Genomic DNA, 9487 nt, shown 5'->3' with positions numbered 1-9487 from the left:
GAAGCAAAAAGCGCTTCAAGGTCGAGAGTTCCAATACCCTGCGATTCTGAACGAGCCGCTTCCACTTTTTATTTAATCCAGTTCCAGCGGCTAGAATCTCCGGTCATTTCACTCTCTCGCTCGAAGCAAAAAGCGCTTCAAGGTCGAGAGTTCCAATACCCTGCGATTCTGAACGAGCCGCTTCCACTTTTTATTTAATAACCAAGTTTGGTTTTTTATTCAAGCTATGACGTCCGTCTACGAAGCGTACTGTGCCTGATTTTGCACGCATAACAAGGGATTGTGTTGTTCCTACGCTACCTTTAAATTGAACGCCGCGTAATAGTTCTCCGTCTGTTACGCCTGTTGCCGCAAAGATTGCATCGTCACCTTTTACTAAGTCTTCCATGCGAAGGATACGATTTATGTCTTCAATACCCATTTTTTTACAACGAGCTAATTCAGCTTCATTTTGAGGCAGAAGCTTTCCGTGGATTTCTCCACCTAAACATTTTAATGCAACTGCTGCTAATACACCCTCAGGTGCTCCACCAGAGCCGAATAAAATATCTACACCTGTGCGATCAAATGCAGTGTTAATTGCTCCAGCCACATCGCCATCGTTAATTAATTTAATACGAGCACCAGCTTTACGAATTTCTTCGATAATCGCTTGATGACGTGGACGGTTTAAAACTGTCGCTACAACATCTTCAATATCTTTATTTTTCGCTTTCGCAACCGCACGTAAGTTATCGATAATAGGCGCATCAATATCGACCGCCCCAACCGCTTCTGGGCCAACCGCGATTTTATCCATGTACATGTCAGGAGCATGTAACAAATTACCATGATCTGCAATTGCAATAACAGCAAGAGCATTCCATCCACCAGCTGCTACGATGTTTGTCCCTTCTAAAGGATCAACCGCAACGTCTACACGTGGTCCATATCCTGTACCTAATTTCTCTCCGATATACAGCATTGGTGCTTCGTCCATCTCGCCTTCACCAATTACAACTGTACCTTTCATCGGGATTGTATCAAATACATCACGCATAGCTGATGTTGCTGCACCGTCTGCCTCATCCTTTTTCCCGCGCCCCATCCAACGCGCTGATGATAATGCTGCAGCCTCTGTTACACGTACTAACTCCATAGATAAACTTCTTTCCACGATAATCCCTCTCCTTTAAGTCTTTATATTTCTGCCGTATTTTGTGAACCGTGTTTCTCTACAAAGTATACTTCCGCAAGTAGTGATGCTTCGCTTCCCCCTTGCGGAAGTATCACTTATGCGTTCTTCATCTCTTCAATTTCTTGGCTTGTCATTTGTTCTCGCCAAATATTTGCGCCAAGACCTTTAAGCTTGTCTACTATATTTTCATAACCTCGATCAATATGCTCAAGTCCGGTTACTTCCGTAATTCCATCCGCCATTAACCCTGCAATAACAAGAGCCGCTCCAGCTCGCAAATCACTTGCTTTCACTTTTGCGCCTTGCAATAAAACAGGACCAGTTACAATTGCCGAACGACCTTCCACTTTAATTTGTGCATTCATACGACGTAATTCATCAATGTGTTTAAAGCGTGCGCCGTAAATCGTATCCGTTACAACACCCGTTCCGTGCGCCTTTGTTAAAAGCGTTGTAAATGGTTGTTGTAAATCTGTTGGGAATCCTGGATATACAAGCGTTTTTATATCAACTACTTTTAACCTTCTATTACCGTTCACTGTAATTTGGTCATCGTTCGTTTCAACTTGGACACCAGCTTCTCTTAACTTCGCTGTAACTGACTCTAAATGCTGAGGAATCACATTATCAACCGTTATTTCTCCTCCTGATGCAGCTCCTAAAATCATATACGTACCCGCTTCAATACGATCCGGAATGATCGTATGGTGACAACCGTGCAGTGAATCCACACCATCAATTCGGATTACATCTGTGCCCGCACCTTTAATGCGTGCACCCATGCTTGTTAACAATGTAGCTACATCAATAATCTCTGGTTCTTTCGCTGCGTTTTCAATAACAGTTCTACCTTTCGCTCGCACAGCTGCTAGCATAATATTAATTGTAGCTCCTACACTAACAACATCTAAATAAATACGTGCCCCGCGCAATTCATCTGCTCTTAAATAAATCGCACCCTGTTCATTCGTAACATGTGCACCTAACGCTTCAAATCCTTTAATATGCTGATCAATAGGCCTCGGTCCTAAATGACATCCACCTGGAAGCCCAATAACAGCTTTTTTAAAACGGCCAAGCATCGCACCCATTAAATAATAAGAAGCACGCAATTTTTTCACTTTTCCATTCGGTAAAGGCATTGCAACCATGTTAGAAGGATCGACTATCATCTCTTCCTCCTGTCCATAAGCTACTCTTCCTCCAATTTCCTCTAGCAAGTCTCCTAACATTTTCACGTCCGAAATATTAGGAACACCACCAATAGTTACTGGAGTATCTGCTAAAATTGTCGCTGGAATTAGTGCAACGGCGCTGTTCTTTGCACCACTCACTCGAATTGTTCCATTTAAAGCTCTTCCGCCTTCAATTAGCAATTTTTCCATATTGAGCTCCCTTCTTATGAATGTATTTACTTTCTATACCCTTATAGAAAGCTCCCCTTAAGATTCTCAATCACTCTTTCCACCCTAACACTCAATAAATAGGAAACCATTATCTTCATTTCTCCCGTAGTACGAATAGATAAAGATTAACTATTCATCGAATTTACATTATCAATTTAGATACATTATCACATTTATTAATAGGACTATGCACATTATTTTCTATTTCAAAAACAAAATGATAAAAATCTTTAGACTTGTTCACGCTTTCATTATACAACGAAAGGAAACCGTCTAAAAGACTAGACGGTTTCCAAAACGGAATTTTATTCTTACGCTTTACCGTTAGAACCGAATTCACGCATTTTACCAGCAACAGTTGCTTTAATAGCTTCGCGGCCAGGTCCAATATATTTACGAGGATCGTAAACTTCTTGGTCTTTGCTTAATGCTTCACGAACAGCTTTTGTAAACTCAATTTGGTTCTCAGTGTTTACGTTAATTTTTGAAGTACCTAAAGAAATAGCTTTTACGATATCAGCAGTTGGGATACCAGTACCACCGTGTAATACTAAAGGTACGCCAGTGAAGTCACGAACTTGTTCCATTTCAGCGAATCCTAAGTTAGGCTCACCTTTGTAAGGACCGTGTACAGAACCTAAAGCTGGAGCTAGGCAATCGATACCTGTTGCTTCAACAAGGTGCTTACACTCTGCTGGATCAGCGTAAATTACGCCTTCAGCGATGATGTCGTCTTCTTGTCCGCCAACTGTTCCAAGCTCAGCTTCAACAGATACGTTACGAGCGTGTGCGTATTCTACTACTTTTTTAGTAGTTTCAACGTTTTCTTCAAATGGGTGGTGAGAAGCGTCGATCATTACAGATGTGAAACCTGCATCGATTGCTTCTTTACATTTTTCGAAGCTTGAACCATGGTCAAGGTGAATCGCTACAGGAACAGTGATGTTCATTTCTTCGATTAAAGCTTTAACCATAGCTACAACTGTTTTGAAACCAGTCATATGACGAGCTGCACCCTCAGATACACCTAGGATTACAGGAGACTTTTCTTCTTCCGCAGCAGCTAAGATAGCTTGAGTCCACTCTAAGTTGTTCATGTTGAATTGACCAACTGCGTATTTTCCTTCTAGTGCTGTGTTTAGCATTTCTTTCATAGAAACTAAAGGCATGGTGAATCCTCCTAAAAAACGTTTTTTGTATCCGATAAGTTCTTATCGCTGGTAGTATGACCAGAATAAGGTAAAATATGTATATTTACATACCGGACTTTTTTCTACACTCAATAGGATAACAACTTGTACTCAAAAACTCAACCGTATTCACCTGCTCAATAGTCCATGTAAACGCTTTTTTCCATATTTTTTATAAAAAATTCATTTTTTACGCCTCTACAGTAAGCTGTTCTCTCACCGCTTGACGAATCTCATCAATATCAAACGGTTTAGCAAAGTGCATTAAAGCTCCTAAATCTTTCGCTTCTTGGATCATATCAAGCTCTCCATAAGCAGTCATTAAAATTACTTTAATACTCTCATCAATTTCCTTTACATGTTTTAAAATCTCTATACCATCCATACCTGGAATTTTCATATCTAACACTACTAAATCTGGATTATCTTTTTTCACGATATCTAAAGCTTGAAATCCATTCGCTGCTTGGAATGTCTGATAACCTTCTTTTTGGAACACTTCATGTAATAACACACGAATGCCATATTGATCATCAACGATTAAAATTTTACCTTCCATAACTCCCAACCTTTCTGTGTAAATACAAGATTTAAAGCTTCTTATATCTTAACGATTAATTTTCGCTATTCTTTGGCAAATCCCTTCCTATTCTTTCTTATTTTACCGTTTCCTATTTTGTTATGCTACCCTTCGATTTCACCTTTCTAAAAAAATAAACTATAATGAAAGCCGGTAAACACGTACGAAAGGGAGTAACATTATGTTAAAAATTTTTTCAACTCAATTAAGTGGTTATTTCTCCAGAGTTTCTCAAAAAGAAGAAATGAATATAGAAGATAGCGCCCGTCTACTTGCTCAAGCATTAGTTGGCGACGGTTTCATTTATTTACATGGTACAAATGAAATGGAGGGCGTTGTCGCTGAAGCATTATTCGGTGCTGAGCCAATGAAGCAAGCAAAACGATTATTTGAAAATGGTAAAGAAGTAGAAGTAACTTCTGCAGACCGTGTACTTCTTATTAGCCGTTTTTCAACAGATGAAGAAGTTGTAGCAATGGCAAAAAAACTTCAAGCTGATGGACACTCTATTGTCGGCATCTCTGCTATTCAAGAAGGTACTGAATCACTAGAACAATATACAGATGTACATATTGATACTAAGCTGTTAAAAGGCCTTATTCCAGACGATGAAGGCAATCGCTACGGATTCCCAAGTTTAATGATAGCTTTATTTGCATATCATGGGATCAAATTTACAATCGATGAAATGTTAAATGAATATTAAAAAAAGCGCCCTATTTCAGGCGCTTTTTTTTTATTACTTGCTCTCTTTATTCGTAATAGAAGCACTTACGAAGTCATGGAACAATGGTTGTGGACGGTTTGGACGAGATACAAGTTCTGGATGGAACTGTGCTGCCACGAACCAAGGGTGGTCTTTTAATTCAATGATTTCAACTAGACGACCGTCTGGGCTTGTACCAGAGAATACAAATCCTGCTTTTTCCATATCCGGACGGAATTGATTGTTGAACTCATAACGATGACGATGACGCTCATATACAACCGGCTCGTTGTAAGCATTGTAAGCATTTGTTTCTTCAGCAAGCTTACATGGGTATAGACCAAGACGAAGTGTGCCACCTAAGTCTTCTACATCTTTTTGTTCTGGTAATAAGTCAATGATTGCATAAGGTGTGTCAGGATTAATTTCAGAAGAGTTAGCTCCTTCTAATCCTAATACGTTACGTGCGAATTCGATTGATGCAAGTTGCATACCTAGGCAAATTCCTAAGAATGGAACTTTGTTTTCACGAGCATATTGAATTGCAACGATTTTACCTTCTACACCACGATCGCCGAATCCACCAGGTACAAGGATACCATCTGTGTCACCAACTAATTCTTGTACGTTCTCTGGTGTTACGTGCTCAGCGTTTACCCATTTCACTTCTACATCTGTGTCGAATGAATAACCCGCATGACGAAGTGCTTCTACAACAGAAATATATGCATCTTGAAGTTCTACGTATTTACCAACAAGAGCAATTTTTGTTTTCTTAGAAAGGTTACGTACTTTATTAACTAGCGCAGTCCACTCTGTCATATCTGCAGCTGGATTGTCTAATTTTAAGTGATCGCAAACGATTTGGTCCATATTTTGCTCTTGAAGAGATAATGGAACCGCATATAAAGTATCTGCATCGCGTGCTTCGATAACTGCTTTTGTATCAATGTCACAGAATAATGCAAGCTTGTCTTTCATATCTTGAGAAACAGGCAATTCTGTACGAACAACGATAATATTTGGTTGAATACCTAAGCTGCGAAGCTCTTTAACGCTATGTTGCGTTGGTTTTGTTTTCATTTCACCCGCTGCTTTTAAATACGGGATTAACGTACAGTGAATGTACATTACATTGTCACGACCGATGTCGCTCTTAATTTGACGGATTGCTTCTAAGAATGGTAGAGACTCGATGTCACCAACAGTTCCACCGATTTCTGTAATAACAACGTCCGCGTTTGTTTCGCGACCAGAACGGTATACACGCTCTTTAATTTCGTTAGTAATGTGAGGAATAACCTGAACTGTTCCTCCTAGGTATTCACCACGACGCTCTTTTTGAAGAACTGAAGAGTAAATTTTACCTGTTGTTACGTTGCTGTATTTGTTTAAGTTGATGTCGATGAAACGCTCATAGTGACCAAGGTCTAAATCAGTTTCTGCACCATCATCTGTTACGAATACCTCACCGTGTTGGTATGGGCTCATAGTCCCTGGGTCTACGTTAATGTATGGATCAAACTTTTGAATCGTTACGTTTAAACCACGATTTTTTAAAAGTCTTCCAAGAGATGCTGCTGTAATACCTTTTCCTAAAGACGATACTACACCGCCTGTTACAAAAATATACTTAGTCATGAAAAAGCTCCCTCCTATTTTGCTGTTATATAATCACCGTTGCAAAGCGCAACGTATGTAGATAACACTGTATCCATCTTATTGTTAGACTCTTTTTATTTTCTAAACAAAAAACAAAAAAGAAAATTGCTCCCCTCATCACATAAAGTAATAAGTAGGGAGCAATTTTCTTTTATATTTACACTTTAAAAGTATTATCGTCCTTTTTTAAAGAGCCCAAAAATGATTCTACATGGACGATAATGAAAAGTCAAGAACTACAGTTCTTCCTCTTCTTCTTCTTCAGCTTCAGCTTCATCGTACTCAAGTTCTTCTTCGGCGAAGTCATCGTCATCATCTTCATCTAAATCATCAAGATCATCGTCGTCTCCGTCTTCTTCTTCAAGAACCTTGTCCAAATCTTCTACCTCTTCTTCATTTGCGTCTGCATCGTCGAAGTCTTCATCTTCTTCGATGTAGTCGTCAAAACCGTCCTCTTCAACTTTACGTTTCTTCTTCGGTTTTGGCTGAGGTAAGATTTCTTCATCAATTTGCTCATATGGGTACCAGCTACGTAGTCCCCAACGATTTTCTCCTAAATTAATGAAACGTCCATCGATGTTTAAATCTGTATAAAATTGTGCGAGTTTCGCATTAACTTGCTCTTGAGATAGTCCCAGCACTTGAGCGATTTCTCGAACCAACTCGTTGAATGTCGTTGCTTGTCTTTTATCCCCTAAAACGCTATGTACAACTTCAATCATTGAACATTCTTTTAGCTCTTCTGGTGAATATTGCTTAAAATTCACTTATGCGGCACTTCCTTTCTTCAAATATAACCTTATATATAACGGTCTGCTTAAAAAAATCCATACTATTCATTATAAACAAAAGTCGCACAAATATGCTACAAAAAAAACGGGAAACTTTAATATGATAATAAAATTATAATTTGTCTATTCCTTATTTCGGAAACATATGCGCTCCTTGCAGTACATACCTAATTTGCATTTCTGTATATTCTTCAAGCGTATACAGTTTTTGCAGGGCCCAACGTCTAAATCCCCACATTTGTCCTTGTATGAAAATGTTATGTGCAAGAAGCTGTATCTCTTTTTTATTTAATGTAAATGTCCCATTTTCTGTACACTGCTCTAAAATATTCTCAAACATTCCGACCATTTGAAACTCTTTTTCTAATACATATGGGAGTGATTCTTTCGGTAAAAAACGTACCTCTTGATACATAATTAATACTTCTTCTTGCAATTCATCCATCACTTTAAAATAATTCTTTATCGCTATCTTTAAGCTTTCTATACTTCCCTTCTCTGTACACACTACTTCCTCTAATCTTTCTTTTACATGTTCATAAATACTATCACAAACTAAATATAAAACATCATCTTTTGTACGAATGTACTCATAAAGTGTTCCAATACTAAACCCAGCCGCCTTCGCAATCTCTCTCGTTGTTGTACGTGGGAACCCTTTTTGCTTAAACAATTGCACCGCACCTTTAATCATTTGTTCACGTCTTAACGCAACTAATTTTTCATCTTTCACGGACGCATGTACATTATGTTTAACCATCCCCTTCACCTCTCTCTATTATTTTTTGGAAGGAAAAAGCGTAGGAAAATACCTACGCCTTTGCTCCTACTTCGTTAACATACGAGAAATTACAAGCCTTTGAATCTCTTGTGTTCCCTCATATATTTGTGTAATCTTTGCATCGCGCATATAACGCTCTACTGGATAATCTTTCGTATAACCGTAACCACCAAATACTTGTACCGCTTCAGTCGTCACCTTCATCGCTGTATCGCCTGCAAATACCTTTGACATCGCTGACTCTTTCCCATACGGAAGCCCTTCCGATTCAAGCCAAGCCGCTTGGTATGTTAGAAGACGCGCCGCCTCCACATCCGTTGCCATATCTGCAAGTTTAAAGCCAATTCCTTGCTGCGCCGCAATAGGTTTCCCAAACTGATGACGCTCTCTTGCATATTCTACAGACGCATCTAAAGCGCCTTGCGCAATACCGACTGCTTGCGCGGCAATACCATTACGGCCGCCATCTAATGTTTGCATCGCAACTTTAAATCCTTGCCCCTCTTCCCCTAGTAGGTTCTCTACAGGAATACGGCAATCTTCGAACATAATTTCAGTTGTTGGTGAAGAGCGAATCCCTAACTTGCTTTCCTTCTTCCCAACTGAAAATCCTGGTGTATCACTTTCCACAATAAACGCGCTCGTACCACGCTGCTTCGATTCGGGATCAGTTAACGCGAAAACAACATAAATATCAGCAATACCGCCATTTGTAATAAAGATTTTCGATCCATTTAAAATGTAATGGTCTCCATCTCGTTTCGCAGTTGTCCTCATTCCGCCAGCATCTGAACCAGAACTTGGTTCCGTTAAACCGTATGCACCAATTTTCGTTCCTTCTGCCATCGGTCGTAAAAACTTTTGCTTTTGTTCTTCCGTTCCAAATTTAAAAATTGGCCAACCAGCAAGTGAAGTGTGTGCAGACAGCGTTACACCTGTTGAAGCACAAACACGAGATAATTCTTCGATAGCAATTACATACGCTAAGTAATCGCTTCCAATTCCACCGTATTCTTCAGGCCACGGAATGCCGGTTAAACCAAGCTCTGCCATTTGATCAAATAGTGCACGATCAAATCTCTCTTCTTCATCACGCTCAGCTGCCGTCGGTGCTACTTCGTTCTTAGCAAAATCCCGAACCATTTTTCTTATCATTTCATGTTCTTCTGATAGTTTAAAATGCATTTCCGTCTC

9 protein-coding genes are annotated in these 9487 nt (G+C 39.4%); 1 reads left to right on the top strand and 8 read right to left on the bottom strand.

The features are described 5' to 3' along the window. Nucleotides 1-190: 190 nt before the first annotated feature. From glpX to spo0F, 4 genes are all read right to left on the bottom strand, one after another. Nucleotides 191-1156 carry a class II fructose-bisphosphatase gene (gene glpX / locus AC1Q8N_RS19390; protein WP_000442336.1) on the bottom strand — a complete coding sequence of 322 codons (966 nt, stop codon included), beginning with the start codon at nt 1154-1156 and terminating at the stop codon, nt 191-193. A 116-nt stretch (nt 1157-1272) separates the two neighbouring features. After that, the gene (murA, locus tag AC1Q8N_RS19385) at nt 1273-2562 is read right to left on the bottom strand and encodes a UDP-N-acetylglucosamine 1-carboxyvinyltransferase (protein WP_000413258.1); all 1290 of its coding nucleotides are present in this window, start codon (nt 2560-2562) and stop codon (nt 1273-1275) included. A 332-nt stretch (nt 2563-2894) separates the two neighbouring features. Further along, complete coding sequence (locus tag AC1Q8N_RS19380; RefSeq protein ID WP_048542703.1) at nt 2895-3752, bottom strand: class II fructose-bisphosphate aldolase; 858 nt, start codon at nt 3750-3752, stop codon at nt 2895-2897. 211 nt (nt 3753-3963) lie between these two features. Further along, the gene (gene spo0F, locus AC1Q8N_RS19375; RefSeq protein WP_493521323.1) at nt 3964-4332 is read right to left on the bottom strand and encodes a sporulation initiation phosphotransferase Spo0F; all 369 of its coding nucleotides are present in this window, start codon (nt 4330-4332) and stop codon (nt 3964-3966) included. 202 nt (nt 4333-4534) lie between these two features. Between spo0F and AC1Q8N_RS19370 the strand changes: the two genes are divergently transcribed. Continuing rightward, entirely contained in the window at nt 4535-5059 is a 525-nt protein-coding gene (locus AC1Q8N_RS19370; RefSeq protein WP_000912405.1) for a DUF2529 domain-containing protein, read from the top strand. 33 nt (nt 5060-5092) lie between these two features. On the opposite strand, the gene pyrG is transcribed toward AC1Q8N_RS19370, so the two are convergent. The 4 genes from pyrG to acdA form a co-directional block, all read right to left on the bottom strand. After that, entirely contained in the window at nt 5093-6700 is a 1608-nt protein-coding gene (gene pyrG, locus AC1Q8N_RS19365) for a CTP synthase (RefSeq protein ID WP_000170450.1), read from the bottom strand. Between the two features lie 257 nt (nt 6701-6957). Further along, the gene (rpoE, locus tag AC1Q8N_RS19360) at nt 6958-7488 is read right to left on the bottom strand and encodes a DNA-directed RNA polymerase subunit delta (protein WP_048542705.1); all 531 of its coding nucleotides are present in this window, start codon (nt 7486-7488) and stop codon (nt 6958-6960) included. Nucleotides 7489-7642: 154 nt separating this feature from the next. After that, nucleotides 7643-8272, bottom strand: coding sequence for a TetR/AcrR family transcriptional regulator (locus AC1Q8N_RS19355; protein WP_048542708.1), 630 nt, complete (start codon nt 8270-8272; stop codon nt 7643-7645). A gap of 66 nt (nt 8273-8338) precedes the next feature. Further along, entirely contained in the window at nt 8339-9478 is a 1140-nt protein-coding gene (acdA, locus tag AC1Q8N_RS19350) for an acyl-CoA dehydrogenase AcdA (protein ID WP_000545531.1), read from the bottom strand. Nucleotides 9479-9487 lie beyond the last annotated feature (9 nt).

It is taken from the genome of Bacillus sp. GW823-FHT06B01 (genome assembly GCF_058952315.1).
The sequence above is the reverse complement of the archived record's forward strand: the minus strand, read 5'-3'. Positions and strand labels throughout refer to the sequence as shown.